This window comes from Pseudomonas sp. TH31, assembly GCF_016650815.1.
In the GTDB taxonomy this organism is placed as follows: domain Bacteria; phylum Pseudomonadota; class Gammaproteobacteria; order Pseudomonadales; family Pseudomonadaceae; genus Aquipseudomonas.
Window position 1 is genome coordinate 1 of sequence record NZ_JAEKEZ010000007.1, and the last position, 18,762, is coordinate 18,762.

Consider the following 18,762-nt stretch of genomic DNA (forward strand, 5'->3'; position numbering starts at 1 on the left):
AATAACTTGCAGAAAGCCGGAAAACCGCCCGATTCCTTCTATATAGGAGAGCAAAACCGCGCCCTCTATATAGAAGGAACCCTCAAAGCGCCCTGAGTGCAGGACTCAGCACTCACGCATCGACAGACAACCGCCAAAGAGGCCGATGAGCACCTGACGAGAAATGGTCTTTGAAAAATCGCCAGCCTGGCAGGGAAGAAAGCGACTGAGCGTGAAATCAAGTGGTGTCCCAGGGCAGGATCTGAAGGTTTTCAAGCTCGGGCGACGCCGCCCGATCCTGATGACCGAGCTAAAGCGTGGATCGAGCGCGCAGCCAAGGAAGGCGCTCGGTGAGTGCCAGAAGAGCAATAAAGGAGTCAATACCGGTGGTGCCTTGGCTGTTCTTGCGCTGCGCTTCCTCCGCCAATGCCCGAATGGGGACACAGACGAAAACACACATCACTTCAGTAGCACTTGGATGGCTCGAAGCGGCATGGGCGTCCAGCTGATGAATTCGAAACGCTAAAGGGACAGGTTGTCGGATTTGTTGGGAGGCTTACTCCCTGGACAGCGACCACCGCTCAAAAAGTTGGGCAGAACCTCGATACGAAGGCTCCTGAGAAACCTCTTGAGTCTGCGCAGGCCTTGAATGGATCAAACCAACGCGGCCATGGACGCAAGACTCGCACGGCGTAGTTACGCAAAATGCCAGCGAGATCATTAAGTCGGACCTCAAAGCTCTGGTGATTGAAACGTCCATAACGCCAGCCGCGGGGCGTCTCAACTTCGAAGATACCCCGCCCCCACACTGAAATATCGCGTTGCGTGACGTTTTGGTCTCTGTTATCGGTGCAGCTTCCTGCCGAGCTGCTGCATGGGTCGGATATCAAATCTGATACTTCTGAATTTCAGATCGGAAGGTGGAGATGGTTCAGAAATCGGCCATCAACGGTGTACTCAACTCTGAGCAAATCTCTACGACGGTGTAAAAAACAAAATAGCTTTTGGCTATCCCGTTATAACCAATGAATCTAAATAATAAAACGCGTATTCGTGAATGACGGCTAGCCTCGTAATCGGGCAGCGGTAGTAAAGATATTACTGCGCGCTCTCTTACTTACGATTGAAAGGAAATAACTCCCCATGGAAGGCTTCGCTATCGCAGCGTCTCAAATCGAATGCGTCAATGCTGAACGCTGTTCTGCGCTTTGCTTGGCGACCATGAGGGAAAAGGGTTCAGAACTAACCTGGCGTGATGAGTAGATTTTAAAACGCAGGGCTAACGCTGGAACGTGTCACCCATAACATTGCTCATGCTGTCGTCGTTTCTTCTTCGAAGAGGCGAGATATGACAATTAATAAAATACTAAACCTTACGAAAGGAAAATATCTTGCCACATTCAGTCGAATTTCATAACAGAGCAGGGTTCGCCTCATCCTTCAGCATCCAGTGGAACGGTGGCGAAACCCCTAGAACCGAGATAATCACGGCCGGCGGCGTTGCGAAGCAAGACCTGCGCGAACTTGGTGTTCCTGAAGGCGTCTCCTGCTGGGCCAGGGCCTACGTTCAGGGGGGGCCTAATCACGATTCGGGCGACAATTTCGACTACAGGAACGCCGATAGCTCCATCGCCTCTTACTCGATCACCGGCACGACACTCAATCCGTCCTTCAGCCTGGACATCATCAACTAAGCATCCAGCCCCGCCACTTTGCGTGACGGGGCACTTTCTGCACTTATCCCACCACTACAATCCAACCCACCGTTATCTATAGTTAGCCAGGCCTGACAGCAGGCTGGAGCAGGTGCAATCGCGCCCCTGAAATGGCTCTTGGGTTTCGGTGCCCTCCTCTCATCTCAAAATCATCGACTTTTTGAAATCACACCACTCATGTATTGATTTAAATCGCGCAGATCCTGAATCCTCCAAGGGTACGGCGATAGCTTTACACCATTCTCTTGCAATGTTCTTGGAATCAAGTCTCCATTTGGACGAAGTATTATCGATGATACAATAACGCCCGGATAATCATTTAGTCGTTTTTTGAAAGCGGACTTTGTAAGATCAGGTGTAGGCGGATTGCTTTTATTAGCCAATGGTCCTGTTCCTTTGAGATCTGTCCCATGGCACATGACGCATCTCTGTAAATAGAGATTTTTCCCATTGGCATTATCCGCAAAGGATAGTGATGTTTGAATTAGCGATAAAATCCCTAGCGAAGCGATGAATAATATTTTCATTTCTCATGTGGCCTTGTTGTATAAATCAGATCTGAATAGAGAGCAAAACCCGAAGGTGCCACTGCAACACTTAATCCTCTCGATAACATTTGAACCGAGATTGTTCATTCGCAATGTGCTCGCGCCCGCGAGAGATCGACTGACTCGCCGGCATTGCGACTTGAACCTCTGCAAAGCCGACGCTTATCGAGTCCATTTCGATAAACGTACTTACATCCTTCGAAAACTTGCTCATTGAGGGGGATGTATGGCCCGCCCCTCATTGCCTCATCCGAAAAAATGTCGGTGATGGAATAGACGCTCGGGAAGGCATCCCTCATTTTTACAAATCCAAGCCAAAGCGCATCGACCGCGTCAACTTTTCTAACAATGGTGGCCATTTGTACTTCTGAGAATGATGAGGTAGCGATGCGCAACTTCTCACCCTGCCTATCAATTTCTGACTTCAGAAGAGCAAGGTTCGAATCACCTTGCTCCTTGAACTCAGCTTTGAGCTGCTCCAATCGATCGTTATATTCATGGTTCACACTGGCTTTTAGGCGCTCGCCGATCCGCGCCCTGCCGAGCCAACCGATCATGAGTACGACCGCAGCAGGGGGAACAGCAGCTTTTACAGCACTCAACAAGAATTCCAGCAGACCTTCCATCGGCATCTTCCTTGAGCCGTGAATACAAAAAAGCCCCCTCCAGATCATTCTGAAAGGGGCATTATTTATTCCTCCTGCTGCCACGCTGCTGTCACAGAGAAACCTAGTAGTCAGGAGAATGGCCAGAAAGGCCCGAATTATATGGTGTCCCAGGGCAGGTTCGAACTGCCAGCCTTCCCCTTAGGAGGGGGATGCTCTATCCAATTGAGCTACTGAGACACAAAGTCGCCCGCGAGGACCGCGGTACGATGGACGGCGAGCATGTTAACGGGCAGGCCTGCTTTTGTCATGTTGTCCTTAAGCTTTTTAAGTGTAGGCAAATGCCTCAAGCCCAAGGCGCACCACTCGTCGTGCAAATTGCATCAGCCCGAAACGCCATCATTGCAATCTGCAATGACGAGCACCATCAGAATCACCTTAATCGATTGTTTTTAAAGGATTTAATAGGCGCCAGACTATTGGCATGCAGGCTGCTTTAGCTGTTCTCCAAGAACAAGATGGAGGACACCTCATGAACAGCCCCCTTTTACTCTCGAATGTAATCGCCTTGGTGCTGCTGCTCGGCTTTCAATTTGCCCCCGAGAGTGATACTGCAATGGTTACTCAGCGTATGCCCCATTACCTGCAGCTGCAAAAGGCACCACAATTAGCGGTCATGAGCGATCTGCAAGGCGCCGCCACCCAGGAAGCCAGCCAAAGGAGATACCCGTTGCCGGCGCAGTCTTCCGAACGCCTGGTATTTTGAATCACCTTAACAGGAGCACCGTATGTCCAAATCAGCCACAGGTTTTTTTATCCTGGCCTTGTTGAGCGGCATTCTTCATCTGTCATTGACCCAGGATCAAGCCGTCACTCTGCCCTTGATCGCCTGCGGCGTGTTTGGTGTGTTGTTCGTACTGGCGCTGATCGTCGGGCGCCGAATCAAATTTGATCCGGTTTTGCGCTGAGCTTCAGCAGACTCAAAAGACTCTTGACCGTGACAGCCAAGTCGCCAGAGTTATCCAGTCGATGGATCAGCACGTCACCGATCGAACCGTCAGCCACAAATAATCCATTACGTCGAAGCCTGGCTTCAATATCCACCAGACTTTCACGACCCCGTCGCAACAACCGCTCGCGCAACACGTCATCCTTGACCGTCAGCAATACTGGCAGCAGCGTGGGATAACGCTCCAGCGCAGCGAGCAAATGCCCCCGAGAGCCATTCATCAGCACATGGCAACCCGTACCCAGCCATTGGTCTATTTCGATGGGAATACCGTAATCCAGTCCATGTGCATGCCAGAAGAGTGCAAAGTCGCCCTCACTGCGGCGCCGCTCGAATTCCGCCAAGGAAACGCCTACTGCCTCCTCCCCTTTAGATTCGGCCGATCGTGTAATGACGCGCCGGACCACTTCACAACCGAGCGCCCGCAATGGCTCTCTAGCGGCATCGATAAGCGTGTCCTTACCCGACCCGGAAGGCCCCATCAGATAAATCAACCTGCCATCCATCCTGAAATCATCCCGCACTACAGGCTCGCCTCTAGTAAATCGGCCATTTGCCACTATTCTATACAGGTAAGGATCGTGATCGAATCCGCACAGCATGCACCCTCAGACGTCTTCGGACATCACCCGCGGGAGCAAGAGGACGCGGCCAGGGATGTGGACCAGGCAAACTTTTCAAACCAGTCCGCATTTCTGATAATTGGTGCTGGCATAACGCCTTTATCCAGTTCAGTATTTGTCACAGAATTGACGCCAATGATCTGGCTACTTTGAGGCATGATGCGAGCCTCTATCAATTCAGGTTGAACATTTGGCCAGAGTGCTTGTCCTAACAGACATCCTGCGGCCAATCCCGAGAACCGCTCCCCTGAACTAACCGGTTAAATATATGCGCCCATTGAAACAGGCAATTTATTCCAGCCGTACGGCTGACAAGTTCGTCGTACGTCTGCCAGACGGAATGCGTGAACGCATTGCCGAGGTGGCTCGCAATCATCATCGCAGCATGAACTCCGAAATCATTGCGCGCCTTGAGCAGAGTCTTATTCAGGAAGGCGCACTGGGCGAAGAGCTGAGCATGCGCCTGGACAGCCCAGAGCTGTCACTGCACGAACGCGAACTGCTGCAACGCTTCCGCCAACTCTCCCACCGTCAGCAAAACGCACTCGTTTCGCTGATCGCCCATGACGCTGAAATGGCCGCAGACGCGTCCTGACTCACTCTGTAAAACTCAAGCCAGCATAATCGCTGGCTTTTTTTTGCCCGAAATTCGGAGCAAAAAAAACCCGCCAATTTGGCGGGCCTTGAAGAAGCAGTTCAGAGCAGGAAGATTGTCGCCAACCCCAGGAAGATGAAGAACCCGCCACTGTCGGTCATGGCCGTGATCATCACACTGGCGCCCATTGCCGGGTCGCGCCCCAGACGCGCAAGTGTCATGGGTATCAATACCCCCATCAGCGCCGCCAGCAACAAGTTAAGCGTCATGGCCGCAGTCATCACTACGCCAAGGGACCAACTGCCATAGAGCAGATAGGCGACGACGCCAATCACCCCCCCCCACACCAAGCCATTGATCAGCCCCACCGCAAGCTCTTTGCGCATCAAGCGCGATGTGTTGCCGGTGCTGACCTGATCCAGGGCCATCGCCCGAACGATCATGGTGATCGTCTGATTACCCGAGTTACCACCAATACCCGCCACGATAGGCATCAATGCTGCGAGCGCTACCAGTTTCTCGATGGAACCTTCAAACAGGCCGATTACCCGGGACGCTATAAATGCAGTGATCAGATTCACCGCCAGCCAGGCCCAACGGTTACGCAGGGATTTCCAGACTGACGCGAAAATATCTTCTTCTTCACGCAGACCTGCCATGTTGAGAACTTCGTTTTCGCTCTCTTCACGAATCAGGTCGACCATTTCATCGATGGTCAGACGACCGATAAGCTTGCCGTTCTTGTCGACAACAGGCGCGGAGATCAAGTCATAACGCTCGAACGCCTGAGCGGCGTCGTAGGCATCCTCGTCCGGGTGAAAACTCACCGGATCACTGGCCATGACTTCGGAAACCTGTTTATCCGGATCGTTAACCAGCAACCGCTTGATCGGCAGGACACCCTTGAGCACGCCGTCGTAGTCGACGACAAACAACTTGTCGGTATGCCCCGGTAACTCTTTAAGGCGACGCAGGTAACGCAGAACCACTTCAAGGCTGACATCCTCGCGGATGGTCACCATCTCGAAGTCCATCAGCGCACCGACCTGCTCCTCGTCATAGGACAACGCGGAGCGAACGCGCTCACGCTGTTGGCCATCAAGGGTTTCCATCAGTTCATGGACGACGTCTCGCGGCAGCTCGGAAGCCAGGTCAGCAAGTTCGTCGGCATCCATGTCCCTGGCTGCAGCCAGGAGCTCGTGATCGTCCATGTCGGCGATCAGGGTTTCACGGACCGAGTCGGATACTTCGAGCAGAATGTCGCCGTCACGATCAGCCTTGACCAACTGCCAAAGCGTCAGGCGATCGCCCAGCGGCAGGGCTTCCAGGATGTAGGCAACGTCAGCGGAGTGCAGATCATCGAGCTTGCGTTGCAACTCGACGAGGTTTTGCCGGTGGACCAGGTTCTCGACCCGATCGTGATTCGGGCCTTCCTGACGATGAGTCAGGTCTTCGACCACTCGCTGACGCTGCAGCAGCTCAACGACTTGAGCGAGGCGGTCCTGCAAGCTTTCCTGCGTTTTCTTTACTTCAACTTCGGACATAGGCGAACTCCACTCCCAGCAGCGGGGCACGCCGGAAGGATCAATCAGTCAATTCATGATTGGAAAAACGGGGTACTGAGTAACTACTGGGTAAGTCCATGGAGGTTTTCCACAAGCCCCGGCGGGGCTGACGGGCGCAATGATACACCGCCTGACGGTTTAAAACGTTAAAAAATCGTGGCCGAAACAAGCGCTTGCAAGACAAACCTGAGCGCTGTCCTTATCCATGAAACTGCGACGACTCATCCTGAAAAGAAAACACACCGCAGCCGAAAAATGTAGCGACTACCCTTCAGGCGGAACGTCATGGAGGACGCCGAATGCCATCAAACACACACCTTCTTTTGCTGACCACCCTACTCTGCCTGCCGACCTGGGCGCTTTCGGCGACCCTGCACCGATGCGAGGCACCCGACGGGCGCGTAACCTTCACCACACTGGGCTGCAAGGCCGAGGAAAGCCTTTCACTTCAAACCGTGCGCCCGTTCATGCCAGGCACCACCGTCGCGGTCATGCCTGAAGCCAGCACTCAGGAAAAATCAGGCATGAATGCAAAAAGAGGGAGCTGACCGTTGTCGGGCAATCAGAAGACAAATGTGGAAACCTGGTCGACGCCAAACAACGTCGCGAAGCGATCATCAACCAGCGGGTCGTTGCCGGCATGACCCGGCAGGACGTTGAAAGCGCACTCGGCAAACCGGACAAGATCAGTATTCGGAATTCGGCCATGAGTTACCGCTACGACCTCAAGCGAGGTCGCAGCGCACATGTCGAGTTTGATGAGAAAGGATGCGTCAAAGGAAAAGCCAAATCCCAGACGGCAAAAAGCCCGCGTTAGACGCAGGCTTTTTGGTGTTTGGTGCACTCGACAGGATTCGAACCTGTGACCGCTCGGTTCGTAGCCGAGTACTCTATCCAGCTGAGCTACGAGTGCATTTTGTGTTTTTAAACCAGACCACAACTGGCTGAAGCAAAGTCGCTCACATTTCTGCAAACAACTCTTAAATGGTGCACTCGACAGGATTCGAACCTGTGACCGCTCGGTTCGTAGCCGAGTACTCTATCCAGCTGAGCTACGAGTGCATTTGTTGCCGCGCATTATAGGCCGTCTAATCTCTATGTCAAACACTTTTTCTAGTAATTTCAACAACTTACCGAAGAAGCCAGATTACAACGTACTACGCAAATAATGGCGGAGAACGGGGGATTCGAACCCCCGACACCCTTTTGAGGTGTACTCCCTTAGCAGGGGAGCGCCTTCGGCCACTCGGCCAGCTCTCCGCAACACGGGGCGTATCTTAACCAACCTTTTCCCCGTTTGCAAACATAAAAAACGATAAAAATTAATGGCTTGGTTCTTCGTCCTTCTCTTTCTTGATACGCAGGTAAATTTCCTCACGATGCACAGCCACCTCTTTCGGGGCGTTGACACCAATACGCACTTGATTTCCTTTGACGCCGAGCACGGTCACGGTGATTTCGCCATCACCAATAATCAGGCTTTCTGCGCACCGACGAGTCAGAATCAGCATACCTTTCTCCTCACGCATTTCATTTCAGGGACAACAGTCTGCAAAAAAAAGGCACTCGACCTACAACCGGAACGATCGCAGCCCTACATGCCTGAGTATTGACCAGCGCGAGCAAAAGAACAGTTCTCGGGTCGCGCTATTCAAAAAAGACGAAGGGCGCGGTCAGACCGCGCCCTTCGGGAACCGCATCACTCACCCTGACGGGCAGGCGCGTCCAGTTCGAAAGCCGTGTGCAGAGCGCGCACAGCCAATTCCAGGTACTTCTCTTCGATCACGACGGAGACTTTGATTTCCGAGGTCGAGATCATCTGGATGTTGATGCTTTCCTTGGCCAGGGATTCGAACATGCGGCTGGCCACGCCTGCGTGAGAACGCATGCCGACGCCAACGATCGAGACCTTGGCGATCTTGATGTCACCAACGACTTCACGGGCACCGATCTCGCGAGCGGTGTTTTCCAGCACGGCTTGCGCGGCCTGGAAGTCATTGCGGTGTACGGTGAAGGTGAAGTCGGTGGTGTTATCGTGCGCAACGTTCTGCACGATCATGTCGACTTCAATGTTCGCGCCGCTGATAGGCCCAAGAATCTTGAACGCCACGCCCGGGGTGTCTGGCACGCCACGGATGGTCAGCTTGGCTTCATCGCGATTGAAAGCGATGCCGGAAATGATCGGCTGTTCCATGGTTTCCTCTTCATCAATAGTAATGAGGGTGCCCGGACCCTCCTTGAAGCTGTGCAGTACGCGCAGCGGAACGTTGTACTTGCCGGCGAATTCCACCGCACGGATCTGCAACACCTTGGAACCGAGGCTGGCCATTTCCAGCATCTCTTCAAAGGTAATCTTGTCCAGGCGCTGGGCCACGGACACCACACGCGGGTCGGTGGTGTAGACGCCGTCCACATCGGTGTAGATCTGACATTCGTCGGCCTTCAAGGCCGCTGCCAGCGCCACGCCGGTGGTGTCGGAACCGCCACGACCGAGGGTGGTGATGTTGCCGTGCTCGTCAACGCCCTGGAAACCGGCGACAACCACCACGCGACCAGCCTTCAAGTCACCGCGAATCTTCTGATCGTCAATCTGCAAGATACGCGCTTTATTGTGCGCGCTGTCCGTCAGAATCCGTACCTGATTGCCGGTGTAGGACACCGCTGGCACGCCGCGCTTGATCAGCGCCATGGCCAACAGGGCAATCGTCACCTGCTCACCGGTGGAGACGATCACATCCAGCTCACGCGGAACCGGCTGACTGTCGCCACTGATTTGCTTGGCCAGATCGATCAGACGGTTGGTCTCGCCGCTCATTGCAGACAGCACAACCACCAGGTCATCGCCGGCATCGCGGAATTTCTTAACCTTGTCGGCGACCTGCTCGATTCTCTCGACAGTGCCGACCGAGGTGCCTCCAAATTTCTGTACGATCAAAGCCATTTCAAAGCCGCCTCTGCCCATGAAGGGCGCCCAATAATCACTCAAACAGTTGCCGGCACCGCCACTAGACCGCGGCGCCGGCAAACCGCCTTATAAACCCTGCTCTACAAATGGCACGGTCAGGGCCAATGCCGCGTCCAGTGCGCCGGCGTCTACACCACCGCCCTGCGCCATGTCCGGACGACCACCGCCCTTCCCGCCCACTGCCGCAGCGGCCTGCTTCATCAAATCACCGGCTTTGAGTTGGCCAGTCAGGTCCTTGGTTACGCCTGCAACCAGAACGACCTTTTCCTCATGGACACTGCCGAGCAGGATCACTGCGCGGCCGAGTTTGTTTTTCAGTTGATCGACCAGCGCCAGCAGCGCCTTGCCGTCCTGACCGTCCAGACGCACGGCCAGCACTTTCACGCCTTTGACATCCAGCGCGGAGGCCGACAGATCGTCGCCCGCCGCACTGGCAGCCTTGGCTTGCAACTGCTCGAGTTGCTTCTCCAGCAGACGGTTGCGCTCCAGCACAGCCGACAGCTTGTCGATCAGGTTGTCGCGGCTGCCCTTGACCAGGTTGGCCGCTTCCTTGAGTTGTTCTTCGCCGGCGTTCAAGTAGGCCAATGCTTGCGCACCGGTGACCGCCTCGATACGACGCACGCCGGAGGCCACACCGCCTTCGCTGGTGATTTTCAGCAGGCCGATGTCGCCGGTGCGGTTGGCGTGGATGCCACCGCACAGCTCGACGGAGAAATCACCGCCCATGCTCAGCACGCGTACGTTGTCGCCATACTTCTCGCCAAACAGCGCCATGGCACCTTTTTGCTTGGCGGTTTCAATATCGGTTTCTTCGGTTTCAACGGCGGAGTTCTTGCGAATCTCAGCATTGACGATGTCTTCCAGTGCCTTCAATTGCTCAGGCTTGATGGCTTCGAAATGGCTGAAGTCAAAGCGCAGGCGCTGACTGTCGACCAACGAGCCTTTCTGCTGAACGTGTTCGCCCAGCACCTGACGCAATGCAGCGTGCAGCAAGTGCGTCGCCGAATGGTTCAGCGAAGTCGCGTGACGCACATCGGCATCGACATGAGTCTCTACCGGCGCGCCGACTGTCAGACTCCCCGAAGCCAGCACACCGTGATGCAGGAACGCACCACCCGTCTTGGTGGTGTCGCGCACGTCGAAACGGCTGCTGCCGACTTGCAGATAACCGCAGTCGCCGATCTGACCGCCAGACTCGGCGTAGAAAGGTGTCTGATTGAGAACGACCACGCCCTCTTCGCCTTCACTCAAGACGTCGACCGAGCGGCCTTCTTTATAGATAGCGACAATTTTGGCCGAACCGCTGGTGGCCTTGTAGCCGGTGAACTCGGTCGCCACGTCAACCTTGACCAAGGTGTTGTAGTCCAGGCCGAACGAACTGGCCGAACGTGCACGAACACGCTGGGCTTCCATTTCACGTTCAAAACCGACTTCGTCGACCGTCAGGTTACGTTCGCGAGCGATGTCAGCGGTCAGGTCCATCGGAAAACCGTAGGTGTCATACAGCTTGAACACCACGTCGCCCGGCACCACGGTGCCTTTGAGTTCCAGCAGATCCTGCTCGAGAATCTTCAGGCCGTGCTCCAGGGTTTTGGAGAACTGCTCTTCTTCAGCCTTGAGCACGCGCTCGATATTGCCCTGTTGCTGCTTGAGTTCCGGGAAGGCTTCCCCATCTCGGCGACCAGCGCCGCGACGATTTTGTAGAAAAAGCTGCCGGTCGCGCCCAGCTTGTTACCGTGACGGCACGCACGACGAATGATCCGGCGCAGCACGTAGCCACGACCTTCGTTAGACGGCAGCACGCCGTCGGCAATCAGGAAACCGCACGAACGGATGTGGTCCGAGACGACTTTGAGCGACGACTGATCGTCGTTGCTGCAGCCGATAGCCGCGGCCGATGCGCTCAACAGGTTCTTGAACAGGTCGATTTCATAGTTGGAATGAACGTGCTGCATCACCGCACTGATCCGCTCCAGGCCCATGCCGGTATCTACCGATGGCGCTGGCAACGGATGCAACACGCCATCGGCGGTGCGGTTGAACTGCATGAACACGTTGTTCCAGATCTCGATGTAACGGTCGCCATCTTCTTCCGGCGAACCCGGTGGGCCGCCCCAGATGTGGTCGCCGTGATCGTAGAAAATCTCGGTGCACGGGCCGCACGGGCCGGTATCGCCCATGGTCCAGAAGTTATCGGACGCGTACGGCGCACCTTTGTTGTCGCCGATGCGAATCATGCGCTCGACCGGAACACCGATTTGCTGGGTCCAGATGTCATAAGCCTCGTCATCCGAGGCATAGACCGTTACCCAGAGTTTTTCCTTGGGCAGTTTCAGGACACCGGTCAGGAAGGTCCAGGCGTAGGTAATCGCATCGCGCTTGAAATAGTCACCGAAGCTGAAGTTACCCAGCATTTCAAAGAACGTGTGGTGACGAGCGGTATAACCGACGTTTTCCAGGTCGCTGTTCTTGCCACCGGCACGCACGCACTTCTGGCTGCTGGTCGCACGGGTGTACGCACGTTTTTCCTGGCCCAGGAAGCAGTCCTTGAACTGGTTCATCCCCGCGTTAGTGAACAGCAGGGTTGGATCGTTGCCCGGAATCAAAGAGCTGGAGGCTACACGGGTGTGGCCCTGCTCTTCGAAGAAGCGAAGGAAGGCTTCACGGATTTCTGCGCTTTTCATTAGGTTCTTCCACGGAGGCTGCGGCCAAAGGCCTGTGCGAAACGTCAACAGACGAAGCGACGGCAAAGGGCCGCATTATATCGGCCCTGCGCGCGGGGTACAGCGTGTTTATACGATAGAAACGGTCAATTGGACGGCTAACGCTGTCAGTTGCGCGAAAACTCGACGAATGTCGCGATGACCTGCTCGATTTGTGCACGGCTGACGTCCATGTGCGTGACCATTCGCAGACGGCCGGCGGCGCTCAGCCTGATACCCCGCTCAGCCGCGAACGCCTTGATCGCCTCGGCCTTGTCGCCCATCTGCACGTAAACCATGTTGGTCTGCACCGGTTCGACGTCATAACCGGCTTGACGCAGGCCGTCGGCAAGACATTGCGCATTGTCATGGTCGTCGGCCAGGCGCTGGACATTGTGATCCAGCGCATACAACCCTGCCGCCGCCAGAATCCCGGCCTGACGCATGCCGCCGCCGACCATTTTGCGCAGGCGTCGGGCCTTGCCGATCAACTCGGCCGAACCACACAACACCGAGCCGATCGGCGCGCCGAGCCCTTTGGACAGGCAGACCGACACCGAATCGAAATGCCGGGCGATCTCCCGGGCATCAACCCCCAGTTTGACGGCGGCATTATAGAGACGCGCGCCGTCCAGGTGCAGGGCCAAACCCTGTTCACGGGTGAAGCTGCGCGCCCGTGCCAGGTACTCCAGTGGCAGGACTTTGCCCTGCATGGTGTTTTCCAGGGCCAGCAAGCGTGTGCGAGCGAAGTGAAAATCGTCAGGCTTGATCGCTGCGCCAACGTGGGCCAGGTCCAGGGAGCCGTCAGCCTGCACTTCCAGTGGTTGCGGCTGGATTGAGCCGAGCACTGCGGCACCGCCGCCTTCGTACTTATAGGTGTGGGCCTGCTGACCGACGATGTATTCCTCGCCGCGCTCGCAGTGAGCCATCAACCCCAGCAAGTTACTCATGGTGCCCGTCGGAACGAATAGCGCTGCAGCAAAACCCAGCCGCTTGGCCAGTTCGGCTTCCAGACGATTGACCGTCGGATCTTCGCCGTAAACGTCGTCACCGGTGGCCGCCGTGGCCATCGCGTCGAGCATTCCTTTGGACGGCTGGGTGACGGTGTCGCTGCGAAGATCGATAACACTCATAAATCTGGCCTCGGTAATCAGGGGAATTCGCTTTCCAAGAGGAATTACTGCGGTCATACCGACGAATAATCAACCCTTGGGCGAGGAAAAGACGCTTTGCGCCTTCGAAAAACTCGATATCAATCATCAGAAAGCAGCGATGCGCAGGCAGGAAATATGTGTTAAAAACGCTTCGCCGCCAAACATTCTGGCGGCAAAACGTTCTCAGGGCGGGGTGCAACTCCCCACCGGCGGTAATTGCGCGCAATGCGCATAGCCCGCGAGCGCTTGGTGACAGCACGCCTTGGGCGGTGACTGGCGGCAAGGTCAGCAGACCCGGTGTGATCCCGGGGCCGACGGTCATAGTCCGGATGAAGAGAGAACGGGATTGGCACCAAAGGGCCGTCCGCCGGCATTCGTGCGAGCGCGCGCACCCTTAAATCCCATTCGATTCATAAGCCCTGTTTTTCACACAAACAGGAACCAGAACATGCAACCCACCGCAATCGACAGCAAAAGCAAAAACCATCACGGCGAGCGCATCGCGTTCATCCAGGCCTGCTGGCACAAGGAAATTGTCGACCAGAGCCGTAAGGGCTTCCTGGCCGAGATGATTGCCCAGGGCTATCAGGAATCGGACATCGATTTCTTCGAACTCGGCGGCGCCTTTGAAATTCCGCTGCACGCCAAGCTGCTGGCCAAGACCGGTCGTTATGCCGGTATCGTGGCCGCAGGTATGGTGGTGGACGGCGGGATCTACCGTCACGAATTCGTCGCCCAGTCGGTGATCAGCGGCCTGATGCAGGTTCAGCTGGAAACTGAAGTGCCGGTATTCTCGGTGGTCCTGACCCCGCACCACTTCCATGCCGGCGAAGAACATCAGAAGTTCTTCTTCGAGCATTTCGAGCACAAAGGCCAGGAAGCCGCGAAGACGTGTGCGGATACGCTGCACAAGACCCGTGCGTTGCGCCGTAGCGAACACCGAGCAGTAGCGGTTTGATCTAGACCTGAGCCCTGTAGGAGCTGTCGAGTGAAACGAGGCTGCGATCTTTAGATCTTAGAGAACAAGATCAAAAGATCGCAGCCTTCGGCAGCTCCTACAGGCATTTCAGTCGGGGCTGATATTTCTATCAGGCGAGGTTCTCGTCGGTGGTCGGCACGATCAGGATGCCGGCGCGCAGGCCATTCTTCACCTTGGGGTTCGGGAAGATGATCCGGGCGCCCTTCTCTTCGATGATCCAGCGGGTCTGGGCGATGTCTTCGGCCAGCACGTAACCCACATCCAATTCCGAAAAGTTCTCGATGTCCGCTGGCAAGTTCAAACGGAAGCTGTCGCTGTGCTTGATGATTTCCCGCGCCACGCTGAATAGCTGCAAACCGTCGAGCGACGCTTCGGCCAGGGCTGGCTCGCTGCCTTCGATGATCTGTTTAAGACGGGTCTCCAGCAGATCGACATTGACCCCGGCGTTCTGCCCGAATGGCCGGGCCTTGCCCAGTTCGAGGGTAAAAGCCTCGGCGCCGAGCTTGTCGTAGGTGTACGAGCTGAACACGATGGACGGCTTGTTCTGCAACAGCACCGCCTCCATGCCGGCGGCACGCAGGCGAGCCAGTTCCAGGCGTGAATGCTGACGGCCTTCCTTCCAGGGGTACAGCGCAAACTGCTCGATTTTCGAGCCACGAATTGCGGTGTGCAGGTCGTAGTGCAGACGGTCGCGGTCTGGCAGGCTGAAGAAACTCGCCGCCAGTCGCTCCAGCTCACAGGCGCGCAGGGCTTCAGAACCGCTGCTTTGCTCATGACGGCCGTTGAATAGCCGATTGACGTCCTGCTCGATGAAACGCTCGCCGCGACGGATCGCCTCGGGGTTGCCGAACAGGAACAGAATACGTGCGCGCGGTTTAAGATCGCCGCGGGCGATGTCATGCAACAGGCGATCGAGCAACTCGATCGGCGCTGTTTCGTTGCCGTGGATGCCCGCCGACAGCAGCAGGTCCAGGCCATTGTCGCGCGCTTCAGGTGGCCGGACTTCCAGCGCACCTTCGCTCAACCAGCGCATCCGCACGCCTTCGACAGTCAGTTGAGTCTTCTCCGCCGGTTCGCGGCCGGCGAGGGTCAGTTCAAGCAGTTTGCCGAGGGCGAGCATAGAGCGTTTTCCTTAGTGGTCGTGCGCGCAATCCGGGCCGTGCACGTGGTCTTCGTCACCGACTTCGGCCGGTTCCATTTCCAGTTGCAGACTTACCAGATTAGTCGCCAATGGGCGCAACAGCAGGTTGGCGTATTCAGCGTCGCCTTCTTCAACGTCAACGCCGATCAGCAGTTGGCCGCGGCCGTCTTGCTGGATCCACAGCTCTTTGCCTTGCCACATGACCGCGACGCGGGTGCAAGAGGTTTCCAGTTGCGTGCCGTCGGTGTCTTCAAGGATCAGCTGCAGGGTATCGCTCATGTCTTTTTACGCTCTCGTTTGAGATGAAGCAGCGCACGCTCAGGCAGAGCGCGCGCCGACGTTCAATTGATCTGGAATGGATAAACCGCGCCCAGTTTAAGGATTTGCGTCAGTTCATCCAATGCCGTCCGGCACTCAAGCAGCAATTGCGGGTCCGCCAGATCGTTTTCGGTCATGCGGTCGCGGTAGTGCTTGTCGACCCATTCGGTCAATGTGCCGTACAACGGTGCCGTCATGATAACCCCTGGATTGACCGCTGCCAGTTCGGTTTCGTTGAGGGCGACGCGAAGTCGCAGGCACGCCGGGCCACCGCCGTTCTGCATGCTCTGCTTCAGATCGAAAACCTTCACCTCGCGGATCAGCCCGCCAGAGCTGGTCAAGCCTTGCAGGTATTGCCAGACGCGCTCGTTGCCACGGCACTCTTCCGGCACAATCAACAGCATGGAACCGTCAGGACGCGACAGCAGTTGGCTATTGAACAGGTAGGAACGAACCGCGTCTTCGACGGTGACCGCGGAGCGCGGCACGCAGATCGACTGAAATTTCCCACCGACTTTGGCGAGTTTTCCAGAAAGCTCGGCCAGCATCTGTTCGGTGTCGAGGAACGCGTCCTCGTGATAGAACAAGACCTCGCCATTACCCACTGCGATCACATCGTTGTGGAACACGCCCTGATCGATCACCGAAGGGTTCTGCTGGGCGTAGACCACGCCGTCATCGCTCAAACCGTGCAACCGAGCCACCGCCTGGGACGCTTCGAGGGTCTGGCGCGCCGGGTATTTCTGCGGCGCCGGATAACGGGTATCGAAAGCGCTGCGACCAAACACGAAGAACTCGACGCCGGCTTCGCCATATTCGCGGCAGAAACGGGTGTGGTTGGCCGCGCCTTCGTCGCCGAACTGCGCCACCGCCGGCAACGCGGCGTGGTGCGCAAAGTGCTTCTGGTCAGCGAACATCGCGCTCAGCACGCGGCTGGTGGTCGGGTGTTCGATACTGCGGTGGTATTTACAGTTCAGGTTGGCGGCGGTGAAATGCACACGGCCATCTGCCGTGTCAGCGCTTGGGCTGACCGTGGCGGCGTTGGCCACCCACATGCTCGAGGCCGAGCAACTGGCGACCAGCAGCGGCATCGCCTCTTTAGCGGCCTGCTCGATCACCTGAGCGTCGGTACCGCTGAAACCCAAACGACGCAATGCCGCGACGTCCGGACGTTCTTGCGGTGCCAGTACGCCTTGCTGAAAGCCCATTTCCGTCAGCGCTTTCATTTTCGCCAGACCTTGCAACGCCGCTTCCTTCGGATTCGAAGACTGCTGGCTGTTGCTCTGGGACGCGACGTTGCCGTAGGACAGGCCGCCGTAGTTATGGGTCGGCCCCACTAGACCGTCAAAATTGACTTCATAGGATTTCATCAGCGAGGCTCCACGAGAATCTGTTTTTATAGGCATCAGGTAACAATTCGGTACGAACGAGGCGCGGCCTTCGCGGGCAAGCCTTGCTCCTACAGGTTTTGTGTCGTGCGCATGATCGGCACACACCACAAATCCCGTAGGAGCAAGGCTTGCCCGCGAATGGGCGTTACGCCATTCGCACGCCGGGCGTCAACGAGGCAGGCATCACCAGGCTCGGGGTTTCCAGCGAAGCCACCGGGTACGCGCAATAATCTGCCGCGTAGTAGGCGCTGGCGCGATGGTTACCCGAGGCACCGACGCCGCCGAATGGCGCGCTGCTCGCAGCACCGGTCAGTTGCTTGTTCCAGTTGACGATGCCGGCGCGGCTTTGCAGCCAGAACTGCTGATAACGCGCTTCGGAGTCCGACAGCAAACCGGCGGCCAGGCCATAGTCGGTATCGTTGGCTTCAGCGATCGCCGCTTCAAAATCAGCGTAGCGGATCACTTGCAGCAACGGGCCGAACAGCTCTTCGTCAGGACGATCAGCCACTTCGCTGACATCCAGAATACCTGGCGTCAGCAGGGCTGCCTGAGCCTGGGGTTGAGTCATTTCCAGCAGCGCGACGGCGCCATTGGCCAACAGATGTTCCTGTGCATCCATCAGCGCTTTCGCAGCGCCGAGGGAAATCACCGAGCCCATGAACGGCGCAGGCGTCTGATCAAATGCACCGACTTCAATCGTCGAGCTGACCGCCACCAGACGCGCCAGCAAGGTGTCACCCCAGGCGCCTTGCGGCACCAGCAAGCGGCGAGCACAGGTGCAACGCTGGCCGGCAGAAATGAACGCCGACTGGATGATGGTGTAAACGGCGGCATCAAGGTCAGCGACCTGGTCGACCACCAGCGGGTTATTACCGCCCATTTCCAGCGCGAGAATCTTGTCCGGACGACCGGCGAATTGTTGGTGCAAGTGATTGCCGGTACGGCTGGAACCGGTGAAGAACAAACCGTCGATTCCCGGGTTCGCCGCGAGCGCAATGCCGGTTTCACGAGCGCCTTGCAGCAGGTTCAACACACCCGCCGGCAGGCCCGCTTCGATCCAGCACTTGACCGTCAATTCAGCAACTTTCGGGGTCAGTTCGCTAGGCTTGAACAGCACACTGTTACCGGCCAGCAGCGCCGGCACGATGTGGCCGTTTGGCAAGTGACCCGGGAAATTGTAAGGACCGAACACCGCGACGACACCGTGTGGCTTGTGGCGCAATACCGCAGTGGCGTCGCCCAACGGGCCGCTCTTTTCGCCAGTACGTTCACGGTAGCTCTGCACCGAGATCGCAATCTTGTTGACCATGCTGGTGACTTCAGTCGCCGCTTCCCATAAGGGTTTGCCGGTTTCTTCACCGATGCAGCGAGCCAGTTCGTCAGCGTGGTTTTTCAGTGCGCCTGCAAAGGCTTCCAGCACCGTGATGCGCTCGTCCAGGGTCCGACGGGCCCAGCCCGGGAACGCCTGACGCG

At 56.6% G+C, this 18,762-nt stretch carries 17 protein-coding genes, 4 tRNA genes, 2 pseudogenes and 1 riboswitch; of the genes and pseudogenes, 7 read left to right on the forward strand and 16 right to left on the reverse strand.

The genetic code is table 11. The features are described 5' to 3' along the window. Positions 1 to 163: 163 nt before the first annotated feature. Together JFV26_RS06100 and JFV26_RS06105 are read left to right on the forward strand one after the other, a co-directional pair. Positions 164 to 505: a hypothetical protein gene (locus JFV26_RS06100; protein ID WP_201190692.1), complete on the forward strand. Its 342-nt coding sequence runs from the start codon at positions 164 to 166 to the stop codon at positions 503 to 505. Positions 506 to 1,370: 865 nt separating this feature from the next. Further along, on the forward strand, positions 1,371 to 1,673 hold the full coding sequence (locus JFV26_RS06105; protein ID WP_201190694.1) for a hypothetical protein: 303 nt from the start codon (positions 1,371 to 1,373) through the stop codon (positions 1,671 to 1,673). Positions 1,674 to 1,843: 170 nt separating this feature from the next. Here JFV26_RS06105 and JFV26_RS06110 read toward each other — a convergent pair whose 3' ends face one another. The 3 genes from JFV26_RS06110 to JFV26_RS06120 form a co-directional block, all read right to left on the reverse strand. Next, positions 1,844 to 2,221, reverse strand: coding sequence for a c-type cytochrome (locus tag JFV26_RS06110; protein WP_201190696.1), 378 nt, complete (start codon positions 2,219 to 2,221; stop codon positions 1,844 to 1,846). A gap of 104 nt (positions 2,222 to 2,325) precedes the next feature. Then, positions 2,326 to 2,868 carry a hypothetical protein gene (locus JFV26_RS06115; protein ID WP_201190704.1) on the reverse strand — a complete coding sequence of 181 codons (543 nt, stop codon included), beginning with the start codon at positions 2,866 to 2,868 and terminating at the stop codon, positions 2,326 to 2,328. Positions 2,869 to 3,010: 142 nt separating this feature from the next. Further along, positions 3,011 to 3,087: transfer RNA gene (locus JFV26_RS06120), tRNA-Arg, on the reverse strand. A 292-nt stretch (positions 3,088 to 3,379) separates the two neighbouring features. Between JFV26_RS06120 and JFV26_RS06125 the strand changes: the two genes are divergently transcribed. Then, the gene (locus tag JFV26_RS06125) at positions 3,380 to 3,613 is read left to right on the forward strand and encodes a hypothetical protein (RefSeq protein WP_201190705.1); all 234 of its coding nucleotides are present in this window, start codon (positions 3,380 to 3,382) and stop codon (positions 3,611 to 3,613) included. Positions 3,614 to 3,635: 22 nt separating this feature from the next. Next, positions 3,636 to 3,815, forward strand: a complete 180-nt coding sequence (locus tag JFV26_RS06130) for a PA3371 family protein (RefSeq protein WP_201190707.1) — start codon at positions 3,636 to 3,638, stop codon at positions 3,813 to 3,815. On the opposite strand, the gene phnN is transcribed toward JFV26_RS06130, so the two are convergent. After that, a complete protein-coding gene (gene phnN, locus JFV26_RS06135) occupies positions 3,790 to 4,362 on the reverse strand; it encodes a phosphonate metabolism protein/1,5-bisphosphokinase (PRPP-forming) PhnN (protein ID WP_201190729.1) in 573 nt (190 codons plus the stop codon). The genes JFV26_RS06130 and phnN overlap by 26 nt on opposite strands. Before the next feature lie 385 nt (positions 4,363 to 4,747). Here phnN and JFV26_RS06140 point away from each other — a divergent pair, with 385 nt between their 5' ends. Beyond that, positions 4,748 to 5,074, forward strand: coding sequence for an Arc family DNA-binding protein (locus tag JFV26_RS06140; protein ID WP_003178899.1), 327 nt, complete (start codon positions 4,748 to 4,750; stop codon positions 5,072 to 5,074). 101 nt (positions 5,075 to 5,175) lie between these two features. Here the strand turns inward: JFV26_RS06140 and mgtE are convergent, their stop codons facing one another. Beyond that, positions 5,176 to 6,618, reverse strand: a complete 1,443-nt coding sequence (mgtE, locus tag JFV26_RS06145) for a magnesium transporter (protein ID WP_201190715.1) — start codon at positions 6,616 to 6,618, stop codon at positions 5,176 to 5,178. A 320-nt stretch (positions 6,619 to 6,938) separates the two neighbouring features. On the opposite strand from mgtE, the pseudogene JFV26_RS06150 reads away from it, so the two are divergent. After that, positions 6,939 to 7,456 (forward strand): annotated as a pseudogene (locus JFV26_RS06150) (cell envelope protein SmpA). A 19-nt stretch (positions 7,457 to 7,475) separates the two neighbouring features. Here the strand turns inward: JFV26_RS06150 and JFV26_RS06155 are convergent. From JFV26_RS06155 to ltaE, 7 genes and pseudogenes are all read right to left on the reverse strand, one after another. Continuing rightward, positions 7,476 to 7,552: transfer RNA gene (locus JFV26_RS06155), tRNA-Arg, on the reverse strand. A 72-nt stretch (positions 7,553 to 7,624) separates the two neighbouring features. Further along, a tRNA-Arg gene (locus JFV26_RS06160) sits at positions 7,625 to 7,701 on the reverse strand. Positions 7,702 to 7,808: 107 nt separating this feature from the next. Continuing rightward, positions 7,809 to 7,899, reverse strand: a tRNA-Ser gene (locus JFV26_RS06165). Between the two features lie 62 nt (positions 7,900 to 7,961). Then, on the reverse strand, positions 7,962 to 8,150 hold the full coding sequence (csrA, locus tag JFV26_RS06170; RefSeq protein WP_002554426.1) for a carbon storage regulator CsrA: 189 nt from the start codon (positions 8,148 to 8,150) through the stop codon (positions 7,962 to 7,964). A 188-nt stretch (positions 8,151 to 8,338) separates the two neighbouring features. Beyond that, complete coding sequence (locus tag JFV26_RS06175) at positions 8,339 to 9,580, reverse strand: aspartate kinase (protein WP_201190717.1); 1,242 nt, start codon at positions 9,578 to 9,580, stop codon at positions 8,339 to 8,341. Between the two features lie 90 nt (positions 9,581 to 9,670). Then, a pseudogene (alaS, locus tag JFV26_RS06180) lies at positions 9,671 to 12,288 on the reverse strand (alanine--tRNA ligase). 146 nt (positions 12,289 to 12,434) lie between these two features. After that, positions 12,435 to 13,439 (reverse strand): low-specificity L-threonine aldolase, encoded by a 1,005-nt coding sequence (gene ltaE, locus JFV26_RS06185; RefSeq protein ID WP_201190719.1) that lies wholly within the window; start codon positions 13,437 to 13,439, stop codon positions 12,435 to 12,437. 196 nt (positions 13,440 to 13,635) lie between these two features. After that, positions 13,636 to 13,806: riboswitch (FMN riboswitch) on the forward strand. Positions 13,807 to 13,908: 102 nt separating this feature from the next. Here ltaE and JFV26_RS06190 point away from each other — a divergent pair. Next, positions 13,909 to 14,418, forward strand: coding sequence for a 6,7-dimethyl-8-ribityllumazine synthase (locus tag JFV26_RS06190; protein ID WP_201190721.1), 510 nt, complete (start codon positions 13,909 to 13,911; stop codon positions 14,416 to 14,418). Between the two features lie 130 nt (positions 14,419 to 14,548). On the opposite strand, the gene astE is transcribed toward JFV26_RS06190, so the two are convergent. The 4 genes from astE to astD all read right to left on the reverse strand — a co-directional run. Then, entirely contained in the window at positions 14,549 to 15,559 is a 1,011-nt protein-coding gene (gene astE / locus JFV26_RS06195; protein WP_201190723.1) for a succinylglutamate desuccinylase, read from the reverse strand. A 12-nt stretch (positions 15,560 to 15,571) separates the two neighbouring features. Then, positions 15,572 to 15,859, reverse strand: coding sequence for a hypothetical protein (locus tag JFV26_RS06200; protein WP_033056735.1), 288 nt, complete (start codon positions 15,857 to 15,859; stop codon positions 15,572 to 15,574). A 62-nt stretch (positions 15,860 to 15,921) separates the two neighbouring features. Continuing rightward, a complete protein-coding gene (gene astB, locus JFV26_RS06205) occupies positions 15,922 to 17,268 on the reverse strand; it encodes an N-succinylarginine dihydrolase (protein ID WP_201190725.1) in 1,347 nt (448 codons plus the stop codon). A 166-nt stretch (positions 17,269 to 17,434) separates the two neighbouring features. Continuing rightward, on the reverse strand, positions 17,435 to 18,762 hold a 1,328-nt coding region (gene astD / locus JFV26_RS06210), incomplete at its 5' end, for a succinylglutamate-semialdehyde dehydrogenase (protein ID WP_201190727.1).